The organism is Spiroplasma endosymbiont of Virgichneumon dumeticola (assembly GCF_964264745.1).
In the GTDB taxonomy this organism is placed as follows: Bacteria; Bacillota_I; Bacilli_A; order Mycoplasmatales; family VBWQ01; genus Spiroplasma_E.
This window is the reverse complement of sequence record NZ_OZ183478.1, coordinates 853,666-876,935: the sequence shown is the minus strand read 5'-3', so window position 1 is coordinate 876,935 and position 23,270 is coordinate 853,666. Positions and strand designations below refer to the sequence as shown.

Below are 23,270 nucleotides of genomic sequence, written 5' to 3'. Positions count from 1 at the left end.
TAACATTTATTATTTCGTTAAAGTCATTAACTGTTTATTGTTGATATTTAGTTTTCAGGTAATAACATAGGAAACAAAATAAATAATAATATTAATAAAAACCATAACAGCAAAGTATCACCAACGAAAAACAACAGGAAATACAATCTTAGCAAAACTAGTTAGTAGCGTTGCTAAATTATTAACTAACATTGGAACAATAAAAACCGAAAACAAACTACTAATAACTAATACTGGTATTACAATGAAAAAGAAATTATATGATACTTCAGGTGCAGTATATCCTAAACTACGTAAAATGTTAATTAAAATTAAGTTGTCACGAACAAAAATATTAGTAATAATGATAATAATCATAAATGCTAATATTACACTAAAAACACCAAAAAAAGAAATAACTGCTTGTAAACTATATTGGTTAGTATTCATTACACTACGTAAATTATTAATATCATAAACTAATGATAGTGATGAACTTATACCCTTACTTTCTAAATAACCATTATTAACCACTTGTGATAAATCAATTTTATAATCATTTTTAGTACTAACAATAGGTAAGTAATGTTGTAATTCATTATTAGAAAATTTACTTAATTTGCTATTAGCAAAGGTGCTATTTAAACTATTATTATCTTTAGTACCTAAGATAATACTATTTAATCATTTTTGTGGTAATAAAGCAATATTAGGTTGCAATTTAGAAAAATTATCATAACTAATACCAATAATATATTTAGTTTGTTTATCTAAACCATGAATAGTGTAAATAATGGTTTTACCTAATTTTTCACCACCGTCATATAAATTAGGAATTGATCGCAATGATGAAGTTGCCATCGGAATAAATTGCACAGAACTACTATCAGGATTTTTAATACCCAAACTAGTAATTAATTCGTTACGAATTTTAATAAATTGTTTATCTTGTCAACTCGTTGATGTTTCCATTTTTGACAATGTTAAATTACTGAAAGTATCAAAATTAGTAATAGCAAAATTAGGGTTTAAAAATTGATTTAAACTATCGTTAATACCATAGGCAGTTCGCCATGCTCCTCATAATTTAAATGCATCATCTGATAATTTTTGTGTCTGATTATCATAATAAATATTAGGATATTTATTTAAATCTAATGTATTAGCTTGATCAAATTCAAGTTGTGTATATGGTACTTCTTGATTATTTTCATAAGGAATTACACCAAAACTAACCATTAAATCAGTATTATTTTGGCCATTATTATTAGTTAAATAATTAATTAAAACAATATTATTAGTTCAAAACTGTTGAAAAGTAGGAGGAAATTTATGAAAATTAAGTTCTACTATTTCTCTTCTAATCTTTAATAGTTCACTTCCCATAATATAACCATCACGAAAATCAATAATTGCTGGAGCTTGAGGATCTTTTATCATTTCTTCTAAAACACTTTTAAATTGCGGATAAAGCGAAGATTTATTTTTAATTTCATTAACACTATCAAATTTATACATTAATTTATTATCACTAGTAAAGAAGTTATCCTTAACATCATCAGTAAATTGATATGTATTTTGATAATTAAAATTAACACCTGAAAACTGGGAACCTAACATATCAGTAACTAACCCACTCGCCACTAAAGCAAAAAAAACTAATGTAGCAGCAAATATACTAGTAAAACTCATAATTAATGTTTTACCCAAACTACGCATAGAAGTAGTAATTGCTAATTTATTACGATACGTAAATTTTCTAATCAAAAAATGTGATATGAAACTAAAAATAACACCAATATTTAAATTATATTTTTTGGTTGAAATATTATTAGTAATTAAATCTAATGGTTTTATTCTTAATAAAAATAAAACTAATAAAAAACTAATAATGGTAATGATAGTAATGGGAATAACAATTACTAAAATAGAAATACTAATATTAAAATACCAACCATAGTTGATTAATGCTAAGAAATTAATATTGGTGGTAACAATAAAATGCGCAATGGGAATAGAAATCACAACACCAATAACGGCAAACATAATTAAGGGAACAACAATTGATACAACTAAGGTTAGACTTAATTGCCAACTTTTATATCCTGTTGCTTTTAAAACACCTATCAACTTTTTATTTCGATCAATCATTTTAAAAGTAATAATAAAAATAATAATAACAGTTACCACAAAAATTAAAAATAGAAATATACTAGAAATTTGATTCATTAATGAGATTCTGTTGTTAATAGAGCCTAATCCTGATCATTCAACGTCACCAGAATATGAAAGATAAGAATTTGTTGAAGCAGTTAAACTTTGAATATCAATGCCATTATTAAAATGATAAGTTGTTTTTCCAAACTTTTGATTATATTGCTCATGTAAATAATCATATAACCAACTGTTATTAATAGTACTATCAATATTAGGGGTTCCTAAATCAGGTTTAGAAGGTAAAAAACGGTTTTCTGAAATATAACTAAATTGAGCTAAAGTTTTTTTAACATTAAGCATAGTATTACTATTAGCAAAAGCAACGGTATTATTTTTAAAATCAATAGTAGGAAAGTAATAACCAGGATTAGCAGCCAAAGAACTAGTGACATACCCTCTAATAATAAATGTTTTGCCGGCAATAACATATGTTTGACCAATATGAAGATGATTAAATTTAGCAAATTGTTTATAAATTAAAATCTCATTATTTTGTAGCGGTTTACTATTTAAACTTGCGCCACCTTTTTGAGTAATAATGGGCTGGTTAATAAAATCGGAAGGTTCACTTTGAATAAAAGCAAAATTTTTACCAGTTATTAACAAATCATTGACAACTATTGTTTGCATATATTGAATATTTTTATATAACATACCCATTGTCATAATACTATACAATTTTGCTTCATTATTAATATCCACATCAGTATATGGTTTATTAGCATATGGATATGCTTGTTTATGATATATTTCATCATTATAAGTTTTTAAAGCTTTATCACTAGTAATCATGAAATTAGTTTTATTTTCTAGATTAGTTTTATCTATCTTATTTTTATCATAAACATATTTATCTAATAATGCAACCTCATCTTGTACTTCTTGATCATTAATGCCAATAGTAGGATAATTAAAAGGGATATTAACTTTAAAATCAATATAAGTTTTACTAGTGTTTGTTGCTAAATTTTTGCCAATCGCAAAATATTCAGGACTATTAGTGTCACCACCAGCAAATATAAAGCGATAAGTATGTTTAACACTGTCTAAACGTTGTAACTGAAAAGTAGCATTTTCCAATGTAGATTTAATAACATTATTATTTTTATCATAATATTCCATATTTTCTAAATAAGCATCGTAACTATTTTTACTACTAAACTTTACTTCATCTAGCGTTTTAAAATAAGAATATTGATTAAAATTATTGTGGATAATATCATTACTGTACTGCTTAGAAAGATAAGTGTTAGAAAAATTGATAGCCAGAAATGCCACAATCATAATTACTACTAAAAATCCCAAACCCAATACTTGTAACAAGTTATTTTTCTGTTCACGAATATAATTACGCAATAACTTAAACATTATTAATCCCCTTTTAAATATTATTAACTATAAATGACATTTTACCACAAAAGGTATGAATAAAGTTGGTAGGCTATTAAGATGCTAACACTTAAAATTTTACTATTTTTTATCATTCACTACTGTTGAACTTTTGATAACTTATCCAAGGCAGCTTTAGCAGCTTCTTGCTCAGCTTTCTTTTTATTAGTTCCTTGCCCTTGACCAATTAAAATTTTATTATCTAAATAAACATTGACAACAAAATAAGTCACATTATCTTTTTTAATTTGATCAACAGTTTTGTAGTTAATTGGATCACGTTTTTCAGCTTGAATTAATTCTTGTAATTTAGTTTTATAATCAACAATGGTTTCTAACTGATTATCTTCAATTAAGTGAAATAGTGTTAAATCAAGGATCGATTTAACAGCTTTATCTCCTAAATCTAAATAAACAGCTGCTAAAAATGATTCAAAAATATCTGATAAAATACTTTCACGTTGTTGACCACCAGTATTTTTTTCACCATTTCCTAAAAATAAAAAGTGTTGTAAACCAAGAGCAATGGCTGCAGCAGCAAGTGTTTCTTGACGTACAGCTTTACTGCGTAAATTAGTTAATTGCCCTTCATCTTTTTCGGGAAATAAATGTCAAATATAGATTGAAATATTTTCGCCTAAAATAGAATCACCCAAAAATTCTAATCGTTCATACGAATAATCTAAATTATGTTCATTAGAAAATGAACGGTGTGTAAAAGCTTCGCGATAATTTTTATTATTTTTAATTTTATCTAACAAAGTTGATTTTAAAATATGTTCAATATTAATCATACTTTTTTCTCCTATAATATTTATGATAATGCTTCAATCTGTTTAGTAATTTTATTAGTAACATCTTGTTCAATAGCACGAATTAATAACTTTAATGTACTATAATAAGATTTTTTGTCACTTGAACCATGTGCTTTAAAAGCAATACCATTAATACCAATTAATTGTGCTCCCCCTGTATTTTTATAGTCAAAGTTAGTTTTAATATTTTTAAAAATGTTAAGTGATAATAATCCCACAAGTTTAGTAAAAATATTTTTTTTGTATCCATTTTTAATTAAAGTAAAAAGTAAAGATGCCATACCTTCTACTGACTTTAAAACAATATTACCTGAATATCCGTCACAAATAATAATATCTACTTCACCACTTAAAACATTACGTGGTTCAATATTACCGTGAAAATTTAAAAAACTAAGTTTACCATCTGATTGTGTTAATGCTTTTAATTTAGCATATGTGGCCTTAGTAACTTCTGGTCCTTTATTTTCTTCAGTTCCAATATTTAATAAACCAATTTTGGGTCGAGAAATACTTTGAATAGTTTGGCAGTAAATGTGTGCCATTAAGGCAAAATTTATCAAATCATCAACAGTATTTTCAATACTTGCACCAACATCCAATAATACTACTTGCTGATCTTTTATTAACGTAGGCATAATTGGCATAAAAGCAGGACGCTTAATTCCTTTTATTTCCCCTAATAAAAAATGACAAGTACCAAGGTAGGCAGCTGTGGAACCAGAAGTTAAAATACCATCAGCTTCATTTTTTTTAACTAATTGAATGGCCTGACTCATAGATGAATTAGTCATCCTAATTCCCACTAATGGACCATCATTCATAGTAATAACTTGTGTTGTTCCTTTAATAGTTAATGATAAAGGTATTGGCTTATTTTTTAATAACGTTTGTAAATTCCCTTTAATTTGTGCTTCATCGCCCACTAAAACAATATCTACATTTTTAAATTCATTTACTACTTGTAGTGCAGCAGCAATAGCAGGAAGACTACCGTAATCTGAGCCCATTACATCAAAAGCAACTTTCATAATTCCTCCTATAAATATATTTTAAACAATCGAAACTTAATATAATGATAGTTTAATTATACGTTAATTTTAAAAAAACTTAAAAAAAGATTAATTGTATAAAAGTAATAATAACATTATTAACACTTTTAAAAGTAAATTTTTAACAATATTTTTGATTTTTTATTAATAATTTCTATTATTAGTATAGATAATAGAAATTATAACATCTGAATTATAGCTATGTTTAATAATTATTGCAATTTATTAATCAGCTTAATTTTATAACTTCTTAAGAACGAGATGTTTTTAAACTATTCTTTGAACAAAATATAAAAAATAAATATTTTTAAACGCTATACCCTAAACTTCAAAAATCTATTCATGCTAGGTTACTTGTGAAAATAAAATCCTTACAGAGATAAACAAACTCTATAAGGAATAAACTAATATGAATATAAAATTTATTTTATCATATTTGGCATAATAAACAAAGTGAAAGTTATTTTTTTTCAATTCTTAAATCAAGAAACATATTTTAAATGTATATTAGGTAGTTTACCATTTCATAAATGTCCTAATGAATAAATAGCATTCAAAGGTGCAGTAAAAAAGCACTAAAGCATATAATTATCTTCAAAAATAAACTAAATGTGTTGCTGGTTTTTGACAAAAACAAGTACCTGTTTTAGTTTCTCCTTTTAGTTTAGCATGTGCTTGGAAATGATCGGATCAACCTGTATCAACTGTATGTTGAGCATGTTCTCCTAATTCAATGGCTGCTAAAATAATCTTTTTATCAATTAATGATTTATTCATTAGTTCCATGTTACCATCCATAATAACAATATCTTCTTTAATTATTGATTCTTTTTTCATTTAAATCACCCTTTCACTAAATATTATAACATTAAAATGATAAATTTTAACAATAGAAAAATGTTTATTTTAACGATAACGTTCAACGTAATGACTTACTAAACCACGATAAATAAATGGCACTGTTAATTGCATAACTAGATAAGTAAATAAGAAAATATGAATAAAATTATAAACAAGTGAATAAAAAATTGGGTTAAAACCATTTCATGGTTTAGCACCAAATAGTTTTATTCAAACAAAATATCCTGACATTGTTTGTCACATATAAATAATTAAACAAACAATAAAGCAATGGAATCAATAATTAATATATGTAAATAAAGATTTATCAGCTTTTAAATTAAAGCGTAATAAAGCAATAATGGCTGGCGTTGTCATTGGTAAGAAGTAGTCTAATAAATAACTTCACGGACTAATAATGTTGCCTGCAGGAATAAATAGTAAACTCATTAAAGCGCTAATCATACCTGTTAATCATCCTGCTGCAAATGATACACTAAAACTAATAACCATTAATGGAATATACTTAATAGCGATACCCCCACCATATGGTAAATGTGGTAGTAAATTTTCTTCAATAAAAGCACAAACAATAGTTAAAGCGCTAAAAATTGCAATCATAACATAATCAACAGTAACTCATTTTTTAATACCAAGTGCTGCTTTAATTTTTTTACTTCATTGTGTTCTTAATAAAGCAAACCCTTGCGTTTTTTGTCATTGATAATGCTTAATAAGATTTAGGATTAGTACAATAACATTAATACTGCAAATTGCTAAGAATGAAAATACAAAAATATTTTCATGAATTTTATCAATATTAGCAGTTCAACTAATAATTGCTACTAACACAGCACTAGTTAGCAACAAAACTGATACTATAATTAAGCAAACTTTGCTACTATAAAACTTATATCCTATATCTGGATTAATATGAAAAAAGTTATTAATACGAGAAGCTGATAAAACACTGACTAAAATTAGAATACTTAGTAAAAAAACTAAGCTAATTAATGTAGATATTTTAAACAACATATTAACCATCATATCCTTTTTAATTTTATCATGGTTAATTTTTAATATTTCTGGTTCTTTTTTGATTTTGGTTAATAACATAAAATGATAGCTCCTTTATTTTTTTGAACACGAAGGGGCTATCATTTTTTAATATTATAAAGACAAATTAAAAAATAAAGTCTCCCTCCGCTAGTATTACCTAGATCAGGTTATAGGGTATTTCTCAGGCAAATGCCACCCCTGCTTTATATGGATATTGTTAAATATCAAATTAATTTGATACTTAACAACATTATAGCATTGTTAATTAGTAAATGAGATAAAAAATTATTTTAGATTAAATTATGGATTTTCTACCTTTATGTACTATTTTTAAATTTTATCACATAAATGCTGAGAAAAGCCTATCTACGGACTTCTCCCCACATTTTTAAATTAAACATAGCATTACAGTTTCAAAACTAGGTATGTTATTGAATTTATATGCAGCTTCTTTTGCATATAAATGAATATGATGTTTTGCAACTTTGATATGTGTTTTAAATGTTCTTCGTATATGTTTTCATACTGACTCAATTTGGTTGGTATTTACACCAGTTTTTGAAACATAGCCATCTTGATGGTTAACTGTTTCATGCTTAGTGAAAACCGATTTCAAATCGCGATATCCTTTTCAAGAATCAGTATGTACATCACACTTTGAAGAAATGTGGTTTATTGCAAACTGCAAAAGATTTTTACTGTTTGCGTTTTTCAATACTTTCACAATCAGATTGTTGGTTGTTTTTTCATAAATACCAACAATCAAGGTTTTGTTCAACAAGGATCTTCCTTGTTTTTTAAACCCATATGTGAAAGATACATTTCATCCATTTGCACTATGCCCTCAACAATGAATTGAGGTTCTTGTTTAGCAATGGCACTTCGGATTTTATGACCCATTCTTCAAGCTGTTTTCAAGGTCACTACCAATTCTTTTGCAACATCAGTTGATGGAATTCCATGTTTGGTGTTTATTCATCTAAAGATGAGATAAAACCAAGATATTAAAGGTGTTTGTTACTTTGAAAATATAGTGCCCGTGAGAATACTGAATGTTTGATGACATTTCAAACATCTCATTTTTCTTAAATTAGAAGTATTCAAATTAAAACTAGAACACCTAATACATTTGCTTTGTTTCAAACTTGCTATATATGCAAGACATTGTTTTTCAGTTTGAAAAGTATTATGGAACTCATTCAATTTCATTGTTTCCTCCACAAGTACATGTAGGGAGAAGTCCGTAGATTATTTATTAAACTTATCTAGTTCAGATCTTTTACAAAAACAAATTTTTATTTAAAAGCCTTAGGTAAATAATCCATAAAGAAATCATTTAATAACTCTCAATTTCAATTTCTTTGAACTTCTGGAGTTAATATTCATTCGTTAAATGCTTCAGCAAATAATTCATCTGGAGGAATGTCCATATTTGAATTAACTCAATAACCACGACCGAAATTACTACGTACTACCACTAACGGAAATAATACTTTTTCTAGATCATGAGTAATCACAACATTACTTATTTCGTTTAAATATTGCATAAAATAGTCTACACAATTAGGAATTGAATGTTGTAATTGTGCAGATGAACTATTATTTTTAGGAACAGATGGTACTAAATTACAATTATCATTATTACTATTTACGTTTCAATTATCATTAAAAGTAGCACGTTTGGCATTATCTAAGTTTAAATAAATACCTAGTGCATGACCAAATTCATGAGCAACAATACTAATAATATCATCAGATGCCCATCATCCTTGACGATATTCTTGATCGATAAAACTAGTGTTAAAAGATTGACTATCAAAGCCCATTCTTAAATTATTATAAATAGGATTATAATTTGTTCATGCGACAATGTTATTGTTTAATGGTACTTCAGAAATATTTTGAATCAGTTTTGTTACCACATCTTTACTATATAAGCTACCAATGATGTTGTAAAGACGGAGAATATTTTTTTCTCCTATGGCCTTTTCAGCATTAGTAAGTTTTTCTTGATTAAGCAATTGATCTCAATTAGTTTCACTATAACGTATCCCCATTTTAGTTTTTAATAAGTCTTTTTGTAGACTAGCATAATCTTGTCATATTATTTTTGTTTCGCTAGTAATATTATCATACAAATTATTAAACTTATTAATGCTAGTATCGCTGGCTTTGTTAGCGATTTCAGTTTCATATTTCAAAATAAAATCATGCTCACCAGGAATGTAATATTGTAACATACTAACATTGTCATTACGGTTAAAATCATGAACAAATAATGAACACCCTGTTACTAGTAAACTGTTAATAGTAACTATCAATAAGCTACTAAAAAACGTGAAAAATCTAAGAATCTTTTTCATTTCCTCTACCCCCACCAGTGACTTGTTAAATAATTATAACATATCACAAAAGTTTAGAAAGTTTTTAGTTTATTCTCGATTTTTTCAGTTAGAATTATTTTTAAATTATCTTTAATTTTTGTTAAATTAGTAGTTGTTTTTCCTAAATCGGAAATACTTTTATCAAATTTATCAAATTCACCCATAACTTTTCCAATTAGTTTATTAAAGTCATTTTCCATTCATGATTTAAATTTTTCCATCATTTTTTCATCTTGGTTTTTAATTTGTTGTTGGTTTTCTAAGGTAAAACGCTTGTTGATTAACATTTTTAAAACATTAACTATTAATACTAAAATTTCAAAATCAGTATTAACAATGAAAATATTATTGTGTGTTTTAGAATGCGTAAATGGGGCATGAGCATATGTTCAAATAATTAGTCCAAAGTCACCATTTCATTCTTTTAATTCTTTGGCTAACTTGTCTTCAACATCACTAAGTGCTAATTTCTCTTGATTTTTTAATTCAAATAAGATTTTTCCCATTTCTTTTTTTTCATTGCGTGGATTAGTAATGCCTAACATAAAATCAGGTTTGCGACCATTAATAGCTTTTGTTGTTTTTTCAAAGTTATCGCTTAAGTAAAAAGTGTTCATTGTTCGTTCAAAATCGTTTCCTAAATTAGAACCTAAAATACCACTTTTAATACTACGTCCTTGTTCTAGTTTTAATGTTAGTTCAGTAATTTTTAAAGGCTTTTCTCCCTTTATGTACTATTTTTAAATTTTATCACATAAATGCTGAGAAAAGCCATAATAATTTTTGAATATCTTGAATTGATTTGTTTAAACGATAAGCACGCAAATAAAATTGTGCCATATCTCAACCAGTAACACCACGCGGATATTTAGTTTCTTGTAATTGCATTCCAATTTTAAATCATCTTTTATATTAATAGTACCACTAGTAGGTGCTCGTAATTGCGAAATCATTTCACAAATTGTAGTTTTTCCTGTTCCATTTGGGCCAACAATCCCAATTCGTGAACCAATGGGAACGTCTAAACTAATGTTTTTAATTACCACATTTTTGTTATAGCTTTTAGAAACATTAATGATTTCAACATTATTTTTTTCATTTTTAGTTATAGGTGAATGTTCCTTTCTAAATGAATAAATCTTTATAAATCTTATCATAATTATTAGCTAAATTCTTAATCCTTTTACAATTGGTTTTTGATATTTTTTATAAGAATGATTTATTTGGTGTTAAGATTTTATTAGTAAAAGAAGATGTAGATATATAAGGAGAAACAACATATGAAAAAAGATTTCATAAAAACTGGTGCTGATTTAGTTGTTGACACGTTAATTAATCAAGGGGTTAAATATATTTTTGGAATTCCTGGTGCTAAAATTGATAAAGTGTTTGATGTTTTAAATGATCGTGGTCCACAATTAATTGTGGCAAGGCATGAACAAAATGCTGCTTTTATGGCCACAGCCATGGGTAGAATTACCGGTAAGGCGGGAGTTGTGTTAGTAACCTCAGGGCCTGGTGCTTCTAATTTAGCTACAGGGTTAGTAACAGCTAATGCTGAAGGCGATCCCATTGTTGCCATTGCTGGAAATGTGCAACGACAAGACCGTTTAAAACGTACACATCAATCAATGAACAATGCTGCTTTATTTGCACCAATTACTAAGTTTTCAAAAGAAGTTATTCATCAAGATAATATTTCAGAAACTATCACTAATGCTTTTCGTAGTGCTGAAAATGGAATACCTGGTGCTAGTTTTGTTTCATTACCTGCTGATATTATTACCTCACCAGTAGCAGTGCAAGCAGTTGCTGCAGTTACTAATGAACCTAAATTAGGAATTCCTACTAATGAAACAATTAAAGCATTGATTAACAAAATAAACGCTGCTAATTTACCTGTCTTTTTATTAGGAATGCGAGCTTCTAGTACTAGTGTCACAACAGAAATTGGTAACATTTTACGTAACCATAGTTTTCCAGTGGTCGAAACATTTCAAGCAGCAGGAATCATCACGCGTGAATTAGAAAGCAATTTCTATGGACGGTTAGGTTTATTTAAAAATCAACCAGGTGATGATTTATTAAATGCCGCTGACTTAATCATAACCATCGGTTATGATCCTATTGAATACTATCCACGCATTTGAAATAAAAATTTAACACCAGTGATTAACATTGATGAAGTAATTAGTGATATTGATAATTTTTATCAACCATTATTAGAAATTATTGGTAATATTAGTTTAACATTAAAAACATTTAACGAACAATTTAAAGGTTTAAAACTAAGTAAAGAAAAATTATTATTCTTAAATAAATTACAAGCTAAATTAAGCGATAATCAAAAAATAACGTTTAAAAAAGATGCTAAGGTTCATCCCTTATTTTTAATTAATACCTTACGCAGTATAATTGATGATAGTGTTACTGTTACTTGTGATGTTGGTTCTCATTATATTTGAATGGCTCGCTATTTCCGTAGTTATAAACCACGAACATTATTATTTTCTAATGGTATGCAAACCTTAGGAGTAGCATTGCCGTGAGCCATTGGCGCAGCACTAGTACGACCAAATCAACGAGTGGTATCAATGTCAGGGGATGGTGGATTTTTATTTTCAGCCATGGAATTAGAAACAGCAGTACGATTAAAATTACCAATTGTCCATTTAATTTGAAATGATGGGACATATGATATGGTGGCGTTTCAACAAATTATGAAATATAAACGAACATCAGGTGTTGATTTAGGTCCTGTTGATTTTGTTAAATATGCTGAAAGTTTTGGTGCTATTGGTTTACGCGTTGAAAGACAAGAACAATTAGCAGATGTTTTAAAACAAGCATTAAATTATCAAACACCAGTCATTATTGATGTTATCATTGATTATAGTGATAATATTAATTTGGGACAAACCATGTTAGAAAATCAAATTTATTAGAAGGAAAGAATTATTAGTTATGGAAAAAAAATATCATAATTTTTATCAATATTCCACTATTTCTGCACTCATGGGTAAGGATTTTTATGGATCAATTAGTTTTAAAGAATTATTAACAAAGGGTGATTTTGGCATTGGTACTTTTGATAGTATTGATGGTGAATTAATTGTCTTATAAGGTAAAGCTTATCAAATGTTAAATTCAGGGCAAGTGAAAACAGTAACTAATGATATGACATCACCTTTTGCATCATTAACATGATTCAAAAGTAATATCAAAATTGCTTGTGATAATCTTACATATGAACAATTGGAAACTAAAATAACACAATTATTACCATCACCTAATCTTTTTTATGCTTATAAAATTACTGGTAATTTTCAACAAGTTATGGTCAGAACAGTTACAAAACAAACAATCCCCTTCCCATCATTACTAGCAGCAACTAAAGACCAAGCAGTAATGACAATTAATAATGTCAGTGGTGATATTGTGGGATTTTGAACTCCTAAATTTGCTAGTACCATCGGTGTTGCTGGTTTTCATAGTCATTTTATTAGTGATGATAAAATGCAAGGTGGTCATGTTTTTAATGTTATTAGTAACAAAATTCATGTCGAAATTAGTTACTTAAATAATATGGAATTACAATTACCAACAAGTAATAGTTATTTACAATATGAGATTGTTGAAAATAATTTACAAGATGCAATTAAGCAAGGGCGTATCAAGTTAATAGTTAGATTTAATAAGAACTTAAATGAGAGATAATACTCTCATTTTTAATTGTTAAACAATTATAATTAATTATTTTGATAAATCTGTACTTTATGAAAGTAATTAATTATTACATAACTAAATAAAAAATTATTAAAGGCTATAGTGCAGATATAACTAATAGTAATTTTTGTCATGTTCTTTTAAAATTTAAGAAATTTTGGTTCCCTTCCCTCTACAACCCCCTACCCTTGGCTTTGCTACTTACAGTAGCAAAGCCTTACGTAGTAGAAGATATAAGTATTAGTATATAAGCTTATTATCACTGTAAGTGATAAGGCTTATACGTAGAATAGAAAGGAAATATATATGACAACTATTAATTTAGAATTAAAAAGTAAAGTTAGAGAAACAGAGAAAGGTATATTATTAGAAATTGGTGAATATGAAACATGATTTTCTACACAATATACTACTATTGATAATTTAGAAATACAAAAATTTAAAAGTAATGTATTAGCAATTTCAAATCAATATGGTTTAGATGAAGCACATCCAGAAACTATTATTAATAGTTGTTATCAAGCAGTATTATTAAATTTACCATTAGAAAAAAACTTTGGTTATTGTTATGTTGTACCTTATTGAGATAATAAAGTAAAAATTAATAATGCTCAATTTCAAATGGGATATAAAGGTTATATTCAATTATCATTACGTAGTCAACAATATAAAGAAATTAATGTTAGTGATGTTAGATTAACAGAAATTGAAAAAGTAGATAGACTTAAAGGAATTGAATTTAATTGAATACAAAATGATTTAGAAAGATTAAAACAACCTATTATTGGTTATGTAGCATATTTTCAATTAGTAAATGGTTTTGAAAAAACTTTATATATGTCAAAAGAACAAATAGAAAAACATTTTTTAAAATAGGTATATAATTAAATGGATTTTTAATTTCATAAGTTTTTAATGGTGTTATATTTGGTTTTAATTTTGTTCTTGTAGAACCTAAAATAATATCTTTATTATTATCTTTATATGTTTCATATTTAACTTTTCCATTTTGTATTGTTACTCATGTTAAAGTAGCACTATCTGCTTGTTCATTAATAAAATAAAATTCTGCTGATTGTTCTTGTTCATTATATTTAGCAACTCTACCACAAAAACTATTAGGTAATATTTTAAGGGATTTACTATTATCTTCATTAATTATAATCATAATAAATACTTTACCCATTAGTGAATTTTGTAAACCAAATTTATAAAATTTTTCTAATCATTTATCTTTTAAATTCATATCATTAAGATAATCTAATATTTCTTTTTTACTTGAATTAAATAAAAAACCTTTACCTAATCATAATTTAGTTGATTTTTGAGCAATAATCATTGGTATATCAATATATCATTTTGATTTATCACAACTTAAATATTCCATTGTATTTATCATATTAATCACCACCAAAATTATTTTTATTCTTTTTTTAGCATTACCTAATGCAAATGTTATTGTTTGAAATTCTTGCTGAGTAAATTCATTTGCTTCTTCACATCATTCAATTGATAAATCAAAACCTTTTATTTCACTACGAGAAAGACCTTTTAAAGGTATTCTATCATTTGAATTACTATATACACCCATTACTCTTATAAATGATTTAGAGCCTTTAAAACGAAAGTCTGCTTGCTTATTAGGGTATTTTAAAGTAAAATCTTTATAATCATTTAAACCTATTGTTATTAAAGCATTATATATTTCTTTTACTAAATCATTAATATCTTTATTTAATTTTCTAAAACAATATATAGCGATTGATTTATTAACTTTAATTGAAATAGCTATTAATATTGCTAATTCTTCTGCAATACTATATGTTTTACTACTATATCGTGAACCACTAAGATTATATTCACTATGAGTAAAATCACTTTTATTTAATAATCAATAACTAATTTCATTAAGATAAGTAAATTCTTTATTCGTAATATTATTCCTGTAATTCTTCTAATTTTCATAAATTACACATCCGTGCTTCAGCATATAAACTAACTCCATTATTTTTAATATACATAGGCATTCCAGTTAACATCATATTAAAAATACCTAACATAAAAGCATTTTCATTATCTTGATAATAAAATTCTTTTATTTCATGTGTACCTTTCTCAATATTAGTAATTAAATCTCTAGTACGTCCATTATAGAATACTCGATAATAATTTTTATTTTTTAAATTATAATTAATTGTTACTAAATCAGTACTAACTGCTACTTCTTTTCATTGTGGAACACTTGGGTTAGGATTTGGTGTTGGATTATCTTTTAATTCAATATCTCAACAATTGTCTTCTATTTCATTAGTTTCTAAACTTTTTGAATTAATTTTAATTGGTTTATCTATATTAATTATACTTGGTGAAGTAATATCTAATGTATTACTAGTGATTTTATAAGTATTTTCTTTTATTTCTTCTTCTAATGAATATATTTTACCTTCATCATCATTAAATCTATCCATTGCAATAGCATTTGAAATAACTACTAAATCAACATAAGCTTCAGTAATTCTTTTTCCAGAAATACCTTTAAAAAAACTAGCTAATACAGCACCTTCACCTTGTCATAAAAATTGCATATATATAATTGGACTTTTTTCTACATTTTTTCAACAATAACCAACTCTATATAAAGTATTTACTTTAAAATCATAATTAATTTTAATGTTACTTTCTTTTGTACCAACATTTTTTCATTTAATAACATTTAAAGATTTTATTTTTTCATCAACATATTTTTTATTTGGAATATCATTATCATCTGTTACTGAAGGACCACTTTTATTTTTATAAATTAATGTTCTATTTCCAACATTTATAACATCATTAACTAATCTTGTTGTATTATCTTTATCATTTTTATTATTAAATATTCTATTTTCATCAACTGAACTACCACCAGTAGCACTAATAGTATTAGTTTCTTTATCAATAGTTATATTAGTACCAGCAATTAACTTATTTTGTAATTTATCATCTGCATATTTTTTAGGAATTAAAGTTCCATTTAAATAACTTGAGTAATCTTCTGTAAAAGGATCAAAATTTTTATAAGCAACTCATTTATATATAAAATTAGGTACTAAAGTATGTTTTAAAATTTCAATAGCATTTTTTCTATCATCAAGGTCATCAAAATAAATTACTTTATCACTAACATCACTATTAACTATATGAGTTTCTTTATCATATTTAATATCAATAGTTTCTTTTGGACTTTTAAATTCAGGTACTGTAGTAGATGTATTAATACCTCTAGTATCAATATTAATAACCGGTCTTGATCTATTTTGTGGATGAGTAATAGTGATTTTAGTTCTAGTATCTGATGATTCTAAATTAGTATAAGGAATATATTTATTTAAAGGACTATCTTCACCACAATTTGAAATAAATTTATTAAAATAATTATTCGGACTTCTACCCACATGTACTTGTGGAGGAAACAATGAAATTGAATGAGTTCAATAATACTTTTCAAACTGAAAAACAATGTCTTGCATATATAGCAAGTTTGAAACAAAGCAAATGTATTAGTTGTTCTAGTTTTAATTGTAATACTTCTAATTTAAGAAAAATGAGATGTTTGAAATGTCATCAAACATTCAGTATTCTCACGGGCACTATATTTTCAAAGTCACAAACACCTTTAATATCTTGGTTTTATCTCATCTTTAGATGAATAAACACCAAACATGGAATTCCATCAACTGATGTTGCAAAAGAATTGGGAGTGACCTTGAAAACAGCTTGAAGAATGGGTCATAAAATCCGAAGTGCCATTGCTAAACAAGAACCTCAATTCATTGTTGAAGGCATAGTGCAAATGGATGAAATGTATCTTTCACATATGGGTTTAAAAAACAAGGAAGATCCTTGTTGAACAAAACCTTGATTGTTGGTATTTATGAAAAAACAACCAACAATCTGATTGTGAAAGTATTGAAAAACGCAAACAGTAAAAATCTTTTGCAGTTTGCAATAAACCACATTTCTTCAAAGTGTGATGTACATACTGATTCTTGAAAATGATATCGCGATTTGAAATCGGTTTTCACTAAGCATGAAACATTTAACCATCAAGATGGCTATGTTTCAAAAACTGGTGTAAATACCAACCAAATTGAGTCAGTATGAAAACATATACGAAGAACATTTAAAACACATATCAAAGTTGCAAAACATCATATTCATTTATATGCAAAAGAAGCTGCATATAAATTCAATAACATACCTAGTTTTGAAACTGTAATGCTATGTTTAATTTAAAAATGTGGGGAGAAGTCCGTAGATAGGCTTTTCTCAGCATTTATGTGATAAAATTTAAAAATAGTACATAAAGGGAGAAAAGCCTTAATTAATTCAGCAAGAATTAATAAATTAAATCTTTTACTTTAATATTTTAAAAACTTAATAAATCCTTACCTAAATAGTTAGGAATTTTTGTTATAAAATAATAAAATAAAACATTAAAATACTTTGTTTATTTAACAAAATATGATATAATTATAGAAACAATTAAATAGTTTAATGTTGTCTTTTATTTAAAGAAAATTAAATTATAACTATTAACTTTATTCACCCAAAAAAGTGGTGGTGTTAGATTTTAATAAAGTTAGAGTATGGGAGTAAGTTATGGAATTGAAAAACATGATTTTAAACTACTCAAAGAAATAAAATGCTAGAATCTTAAAAGGTAAATTATTAACAAAAAAATAGAAAAAGACTAAATAGATTAATTTTAAGAATTAAAATTCTTGTAGAAAATGTTTTTTGTTAGTATTAGAAAGTTTAAAATAATTTCTGAAAAATATCATAATTTAGAAATTAGTTAAACTTAGTTCCCTTGAAGTCTAATAAAAATGAAATCTAATAATTAGTATTTATTTTTACAACTCAAGAAACTATTTTGAAATTGTTTTTTTAGTTTCTTCTTTTTTTTCAATTTTAATTTTTGTTACATGTTTCTTAAAACCACAACGATTACAGTTTAATTGAATATTTTTCGCTTCTAAAAAATCAGCAATTAAAATAATTCTTCCACAACGATGGCAAGCAAAAGCATTGTCAGGTTTCTGTGCTAAGCGAACAGAGGCATATGTATCTTTCATATTATTACTCCTAACCTTAATACGAGATATTAGTAGATTTGATAATGATTTTAAAATATTAAAAAATATAATTTAAACACAAAAAAACTATCTAAACTTAAACAAGCTTAAAAAAGTTTTTTCAAAAACAAATATTAAAATAGATATTATTTTTTAATATCATTATAATTATAAAACATTATTGTTAAAAAATGTTTTATTTTTATTTTTTTATCAAAATTTTAGTTTTAACTGAGAATAATTTTGTCAGATTATTTGATAAAACATCATGAATGAAAAACTTTTAATAGTAAATATTACTAAAGTAGTATTAAATAGATTTAAAATCTTTTTTTAAATGTCAATCATATCCTAAAGCAATGATTGCAACAATCGCACCAACACTAAGAAATCCACCAATCACATAGCCAAGAATATTACCACGAATTTCATTGATTTTTCAAGTAACTGCTAAAGTTCGTAACTTATTAATTTCACTGGCCTTCATTGCCAATAATCTAGTTTTTGTATATCCTAATTTAAGGGCGCGATTGAATAAGTTAATACCTTCATCAGATTTTCAAAATTCAGTAATTGGTAAAGTATTATTATGATAAATACTGAAATATTGTGAATTTATTGTATTATCTCAAGATACAGTTTCAACACAATAAGTAAGACTATTACCTCCTACCGATAATTTAAAAGTTACTCCAGGCTGAATAGTTCATGAATTATTTTTATTCATACTATTTTCATCAATCGTAATGATATTAACATATTGAATAGTACTATCATATTTAAAGTTAATAGTAAAACCGTTACTATCATTAGTGCTATTCATATCATATAACTGATTATTTTTAATTCCCACGTATTGGTAACTAGTATTAGCATTATTATTTATGGTTGGTAAACTAGAAAGATTATAAATTAAAACATGGTATATTAATGGTGCACTATCAGTAAAATTAAAGGTGATATTACTAGTACCAATGATCGAAATAGTAGTAGTAACATTACCATAGTTATCAGGATTTAAAAGAATATGACCAGCAATAATAACATTGATTAATTTTTTGTTAGTAACATTTAAAGTTAAAGCACCATTACTAATTCAACTATTAGTTCGGTCAATGAAATTTTGTTTTCCAAAGTTAAGATAGGCATTGATAAAAGTACTATTTTGTTTGATATCAGAATTGGTTCAATTAATAGTATTAATATTTGCAAGTCTTTTATCAGTTTTATCAGTTAGTAGTAATGTTGAAGTATTCGTTGTTAAGAAACCTAAATCATCATTAATAGCTTGAAAATTAGTGGCAGTACCAATTTCAGTAAATTTTAAATTATTATCAAAAAATCATGCTGTTTGGACATCATCAATAAAAACTCCTAAATTATTATGAAGTAAAACAAAATTATTCATTAAATGATTAGTAATTTCAGTAAAGATAATATTCATAGGATCAGTAGCATCAATTAAATAAGGATGACCATAATTGTTACTACTATTTTCAAAACTGATATTTAAGATTCCTTGGTTATGGTTAATTGGCGTAAAAAAGTTAGTGGTAGTACTAGATAGTGATTCACTACCAGGGTTGATAATTAGGGGATATGTACTAATACCGCCACTATTATCAATTGTTAAATATGACAAGTGACCATCTTTATCACGAATAATACCACCATTATTATTAAGTTTAACAAAACATTTTGCAATATTAGGATTTGGTGCTATTATTTGTTTTCCTGCTGTATAATTAATGCTTGTAATCTGTTTATCAATTTTTAATAAGTAACATTTTTGGTCACCACCAACAAATACACCATAATCTTTGTTAATAGCAGTAAAACTTGTTACTCCATACCCGTAATTATAAGGATTATCAACTAAGGTACTAACCAAACCATTATCAGTAATTAAATCAGCTCCAATCCCCATATTAACAACCTTATTGCCCCATTTGGCGAAGGTATTATTAATTGTTTTTAAGGGATTAGAAATAATGTCGCCATCTTTATTGATTAAAAATGATTTATTCAAATAATCGCTACCATCAGCAGCATGGTAATTATTACAAGTAACAATTCCTAAGTTGTCATTAAATTGCATAAAGTTATTAATTTGTAAATTTAAATTATCATAAGTGCCATCGGTGTTTAATAAGTAACTTTGATTAGTAGGTGAAGTAAAAATTCCAGCAATAGTTTTTGCAGTATTCATTGTGTTTCAAGTAAAAAAGCGGCCTTCATCAAAAGCTAATTTTAAAGTTTGATTATTAAAAATATCAGTGTTGGGTTGCGGATATGATTCATTTAAATTGTTATGTTGTGATTTTATAGTACAAGTAGTAGTAAAAATTGATAAAGTTATTGTTAAAAGCAATTGTTTTCACATAATACCAAGTCCTTTTTTCGTTTTATTAAATAATATTATCCATAATTTAAAACTACACTATATTAAATTTTAAAAAATACTATACAATTTATATTATAATAAATTTATTAAACTTATTTTATTTTTGTCATTATTTTTAAAATAATGACGTTTGTGTTACTAAGTATTATAAAAAAGGAAGAATGATTAATTATGAGAAAAATTTTAGCATTAGTAGGAATGTTGACATTAAGTAGTTGTGCTACTTCTCCTATCTTAGCTTGTTCAAATCAAACTCTTGATGGAACTTTAAAAACCATTAGTGGTGGTGATACTAATTATGAAGCATGAGATTTAAACGTTGGCATTAACAAGCCAGCAGGTATCCCAATTAAAGACCATCAACCGATATCAAAACAAGCAATTACTAAAAATAACTTAGTAGTGTTAGCGCAAACCTTAGCCCAAAAGATTATGGATAAAGCAAAAAGTACAACTAATATATCTTGATTTGATGCTAGTCTTAGTGAAGGCACTAAATGTTATAACTTTAGTATTGATAATGGGACAACTGATAACACTACAGGTAATAAAACATGGGATGTTAATGGGACAACTGCTCGTATCGCTGTTGATATTATCTATCAAGTGGGAGTCGTTGCTAAAGATAAAACTTTCCAAAACCAACAACAAGTTAAAGTTACTTTTAATTTAAAATGTGATTATACACAAAGCGACTATATGGTTAATACAACAGTTGCAAGTATTACTGGTATCCAAAATAATTCATTAACAGTTACAATTGAGGATAAAGATAAACCTAAGGTTGGAGCAACTTTTGCTGATTTAAGTACTAATCTTCAAGGATCAATCAAAACAGAATTAGTTAAACAAACAAAAAATAATAATCCATATGTCAATATTGTCGCGACTATTAAACAAGGAATTGCTAATGAAGTAGTATCAGATACACTTACTATTAAAATTACATTCAATGTTCAATTCCAAGATTCTTTTATTAATATGGCTAATAATTCGCCATATGATAATAGTGTCTATCCACAAACAACAGTTAATTTTGTAATTAGTTACAGTTAGGAAGTTTCAAAAATGCCTTCTGATAAAGTAAAACCAAAAAAAGATAAAGAAACACCATTAATTGTTGAAGCTTTTAATTTTAAAAATATTGGTGTAAAACAAGAAATTCATTCCTCATGAAAAAACTTTAATTGAAAAATAATGTCTAAAAATTTAATTTTAATTTTTATGGGTGCTTTTTTAACTACTACTTCTTTTTATTTCCTTATTAACCGCGCTGGTTTGTACACTAATGGATTATCAGCCTTTGCCCAATTTTTTGCCAAGCTTATTGCCGCACCTTATACAGATTTAGGAGAAAAGGAACAAGTGCAAGTGCTTTGATTTTATCCAATGTTTGCAGCTATTAATATTCCCATCATTATTTGAGGATTTTTAAAAGTTGGCCTTCGATTTACTATTTATACTATTATCTATATGGGTTTTCAACTTGGTATTAACTGACTTTTAACTCTTACTCCTGATAGTTTTCAGATTTTAGGTAATCAATCAGAACCTTTAGCACGAACTTTTATTTTTGCTGCGTTAGCAGGATTAATTTATGGTGCTGGTATTGGCATTTTATTTAAAACTGGTGGTTCTAGTGGTGGTATGGATTTTATTAGTACTTATATTTCTATGAAACGTAAATATTCAATTGCTACTATTATTAGAAACACTAATATTATTATTGTGATTGTGGTTTTAATGCTTGATGGTATTTTTATTCAACATAATAGTTTTATTGATAATATTTTAACTAAACCATACTTTATTGCTACTATTGTTTATATTTATGTTTCAGCATTTATTATGAACCGTGTTTATCCAAAATATATGCTGATGACAGTATTTATTATCTCTATTGAATTAGAGCAAATTAGAAATGATATTTATCGTAATAACTATTTACGTGGTGGAAATGTATGAAATGTTAAAGGTTTGTATTCTGCTAATGAATATAAAATGATGATGACAACAATGTCATTATTAGAATATAATTTCTTCAAAAGTAAAATAGTGGAAATTGACCCCAAAGTCTTTATGGTGGTCTTACCTGCTAAATATATGCACGGTGGTAATGCTGGAAAACCACCACAAAATGTGCCAGTTAATATTGCTGAAATTAATGATTTTCTTGAGAAAAATTAATAATAATTTTCCCAATTAACATTTTATTATAGGTATTTTGTGTTTACTATTAAAGAGTTTTACTGTTTATAGAATTTGTCTCACTACAAGAATTAGCATAA

The 23,270-nt window shown here is 26.3% G+C and carries 21 protein-coding genes, 2 pseudogenes and 1 riboswitch; of the genes and pseudogenes, 7 read left to right on the top strand and 16 right to left on the bottom strand.

From position 1 onward, the window contains the following. Window positions 1-9: 9 nt before the first annotated feature. The 12 genes and pseudogenes from ACFEL4_RS05650 to ACFEL4_RS05595 form a co-directional block, all read right to left on the bottom strand. Window positions 10-3,564, bottom strand: coding sequence for an ABC transporter permease (locus ACFEL4_RS05650; RefSeq protein WP_375316934.1), 3,555 nt, complete (start codon window positions 3,562-3,564; stop codon window positions 10-12). Between the two features lie 119 nt (window positions 3,565-3,683). Continuing rightward, window positions 3,684-4,379: a ribonuclease III gene (gene rnc, locus ACFEL4_RS05645; RefSeq protein ID WP_375316933.1), complete on the bottom strand. Its 696-nt coding sequence runs from the start codon at window positions 4,377-4,379 to the stop codon at window positions 3,684-3,686. A gap of 20 nt (window positions 4,380-4,399) precedes the next feature. Continuing rightward, window positions 4,400-5,431: a phosphate acyltransferase PlsX gene (gene plsX / locus ACFEL4_RS05640; protein ID WP_375316932.1), complete on the bottom strand. Its 1,032-nt coding sequence runs from the start codon at window positions 5,429-5,431 to the stop codon at window positions 4,400-4,402. Between the two features lie 609 nt (window positions 5,432-6,040). Further along, on the bottom strand, window positions 6,041-6,289 hold the full coding sequence (locus ACFEL4_RS05635; protein WP_375316931.1) for a hypothetical protein: 249 nt from the start codon (window positions 6,287-6,289) through the stop codon (window positions 6,041-6,043). A 69-nt stretch (window positions 6,290-6,358) separates the two neighbouring features. Further along, window positions 6,359-7,408, bottom strand: coding sequence for an energy-coupled thiamine transporter ThiT (locus ACFEL4_RS05630; protein ID WP_375316930.1), 1,050 nt, complete (start codon window positions 7,406-7,408; stop codon window positions 6,359-6,361). Between the two features lie 64 nt (window positions 7,409-7,472). Next, a riboswitch (TPP riboswitch) is annotated at window positions 7,473-7,561 on the bottom strand. A gap of 178 nt (window positions 7,562-7,739) precedes the next feature. After that, on the bottom strand, window positions 7,740-8,129 hold the full coding sequence (locus tag ACFEL4_RS05625; RefSeq protein ID WP_375316929.1) for an IS1595 family transposase: 390 nt from the start codon (window positions 8,127-8,129) through the stop codon (window positions 7,740-7,742). After that, window positions 8,024-8,281: a hypothetical protein gene (locus ACFEL4_RS05620; protein WP_375316928.1), complete on the bottom strand. Its 258-nt coding sequence runs from the start codon at window positions 8,279-8,281 to the stop codon at window positions 8,024-8,026. Before ACFEL4_RS05620 ends, ACFEL4_RS05625 begins: the two co-directional genes overlap by 106 nt. An 87-nt stretch (window positions 8,282-8,368) precedes the next feature. Beyond that, window positions 8,369-8,560, bottom strand: coding sequence for a hypothetical protein (locus tag ACFEL4_RS05615; RefSeq protein WP_375316927.1), 192 nt, complete (start codon window positions 8,558-8,560; stop codon window positions 8,369-8,371). A gap of 86 nt (window positions 8,561-8,646) precedes the next feature. Continuing rightward, a complete protein-coding gene (locus tag ACFEL4_RS05610; RefSeq protein WP_375316926.1) occupies window positions 8,647-9,714 on the bottom strand; it encodes a hypothetical protein in 1,068 nt (355 codons plus the stop codon). Between the two features lie 53 nt (window positions 9,715-9,767). Then, window positions 9,768-10,352, bottom strand: a complete 585-nt coding sequence (locus tag ACFEL4_RS05605) for a DUF2130 domain-containing protein (protein ID WP_375316925.1) — start codon at window positions 10,350-10,352, stop codon at window positions 9,768-9,770. A gap of 130 nt (window positions 10,353-10,482) precedes the next feature. Then, window positions 10,483-10,623, bottom strand: coding sequence for a hypothetical protein (locus tag ACFEL4_RS05600; protein ID WP_375318385.1), 141 nt, complete (start codon window positions 10,621-10,623; stop codon window positions 10,483-10,485). 23 nt (window positions 10,624-10,646) lie between these two features. After that, a pseudogene (locus ACFEL4_RS05595) lies at window positions 10,647-10,892 on the bottom strand (ATP-binding cassette domain-containing protein); the annotation flags it as partial. A gap of 123 nt (window positions 10,893-11,015) precedes the next feature. Here ACFEL4_RS05595 and alsS point away from each other — a divergent pair. The 3 genes and pseudogenes from alsS (at window position 11,016) to ACFEL4_RS05580 (ending at window position 14,337) form a co-directional block, all read left to right on the top strand. Further along, a complete protein-coding gene (alsS, locus tag ACFEL4_RS05590) occupies window positions 11,016-12,680 on the top strand; it encodes an acetolactate synthase AlsS (protein WP_375316924.1) in 1,665 nt (554 codons plus the stop codon). 19 nt (window positions 12,681-12,699) lie between these two features. Further along, a pseudogene (gene budA, locus ACFEL4_RS05585) lies at window positions 12,700-13,452 on the top strand (acetolactate decarboxylase). Window positions 13,453-13,767: 315 nt separating this feature from the next. Next, window positions 13,768-14,337, top strand: coding sequence for a recombinase RecT (locus ACFEL4_RS05580; RefSeq protein WP_375316923.1), 570 nt, complete (start codon window positions 13,768-13,770; stop codon window positions 14,335-14,337). Here the strand turns inward: ACFEL4_RS05580 and ACFEL4_RS05575 are convergent. Beyond that, window positions 14,243-15,052, bottom strand: coding sequence for a hypothetical protein (locus ACFEL4_RS05575; protein ID WP_375316922.1), 810 nt, complete (start codon window positions 15,050-15,052; stop codon window positions 14,243-14,245). The genes ACFEL4_RS05580 and ACFEL4_RS05575 overlap by 95 nt on opposite strands. Window positions 15,053-15,398: 346 nt before the next feature. Beyond that, window positions 15,399-16,916, bottom strand: coding sequence for a hypothetical protein (locus ACFEL4_RS05570; RefSeq protein ID WP_375316921.1), 1,518 nt, complete (start codon window positions 16,914-16,916; stop codon window positions 15,399-15,401). Between ACFEL4_RS05570 and ACFEL4_RS05565 the strand changes: the two genes are divergently transcribed. Together ACFEL4_RS05565 and ACFEL4_RS05560 are read left to right on the top strand one after the other, a co-directional pair. Then, window positions 16,916-17,452 (top strand): hypothetical protein, encoded by a 537-nt coding sequence (locus ACFEL4_RS05565; RefSeq protein WP_375316920.1) that lies wholly within the window; start codon window positions 16,916-16,918, stop codon window positions 17,450-17,452. The genes ACFEL4_RS05570 and ACFEL4_RS05565 overlap by 1 nt on opposite strands. Beyond that, the gene (locus ACFEL4_RS05560) at window positions 17,347-17,736 is read left to right on the top strand and encodes a transposase (RefSeq protein ID WP_375316919.1); all 390 of its coding nucleotides are present in this window, start codon (window positions 17,347-17,349) and stop codon (window positions 17,734-17,736) included. Before ACFEL4_RS05565 ends, ACFEL4_RS05560 begins: the two co-directional genes overlap by 106 nt. A gap of 635 nt (window positions 17,737-18,371) precedes the next feature. Here the strand turns inward: ACFEL4_RS05560 and ACFEL4_RS05555 are convergent. Both ACFEL4_RS05555 and ACFEL4_RS05550 read right to left on the bottom strand, forming a co-directional pair. Further along, entirely contained in the window at window positions 18,372-18,578 is a 207-nt protein-coding gene (locus ACFEL4_RS05555; protein ID WP_375316918.1) for a hypothetical protein, read from the bottom strand. A 310-nt stretch (window positions 18,579-18,888) separates the two neighbouring features. Continuing rightward, the gene (locus ACFEL4_RS05550) at window positions 18,889-20,961 is read right to left on the bottom strand and encodes a hypothetical protein (protein WP_375316917.1); all 2,073 of its coding nucleotides are present in this window, start codon (window positions 20,959-20,961) and stop codon (window positions 18,889-18,891) included. Window positions 20,962-21,153: 192 nt separating this feature from the next. Between ACFEL4_RS05550 and ACFEL4_RS05545 the strand changes: the two genes are divergently transcribed. Both ACFEL4_RS05545 and ACFEL4_RS05540 read left to right on the top strand, forming a co-directional pair. Beyond that, on the top strand, window positions 21,154-22,038 hold the full coding sequence (locus tag ACFEL4_RS05545) for a hypothetical protein (RefSeq protein WP_375316916.1): 885 nt from the start codon (window positions 21,154-21,156) through the stop codon (window positions 22,036-22,038). 12 nt (window positions 22,039-22,050) lie between these two features. Beyond that, a complete protein-coding gene (locus ACFEL4_RS05540) occupies window positions 22,051-23,169 on the top strand; it encodes a YitT family protein (protein ID WP_375316915.1) in 1,119 nt (372 codons plus the stop codon). Window positions 23,170-23,270 lie beyond the last annotated feature (101 nt).